We start from the raw sequence: 241 nt of genomic DNA, 5'->3' as shown, positions 1-241 counted from the left end.
CGAGATGGAGCAGATGGTCCCAATGGTCGAGGATTAGGGCGGTGTTGATCGGCGCCCCGATATGGTTCGACAGGGTTGGATATGCATCGCTCTTCTCGAACGTGTGGAACTTCCGGTCTTTGAGATTGCGCAGTCGCGGTGAGAACCGCTTTCCGATCAAGGCGAACAGCCCGAAGATATGATCACTGGCACCGCCCGTGTCGGTAAAGTGTTCCTGAATGTCGAGCACCGTGTCCTGGTC

Annotated in this window: 1 protein-coding gene; it reads right to left on the bottom strand. The window is 56.4% G+C overall.

The annotated features are described in order from the left end of the window. The coding region (locus SB816_RS34505) for a Tn3 family transposase (protein WP_410548558.1) at positions 1 to 241 on the bottom strand (241 nt) is incomplete at both ends.

This window comes from Achromobacter sp. SIMBA_011, assembly GCF_046535435.1.
Lineage (GTDB): Bacteria > Pseudomonadota > Gammaproteobacteria > Burkholderiales > Burkholderiaceae_B > Achromobacter > Achromobacter dolens.
The sequence above is the reverse complement of the archived record's forward strand: the minus strand, read 5'-3'. Positions and strand labels throughout refer to the sequence as shown.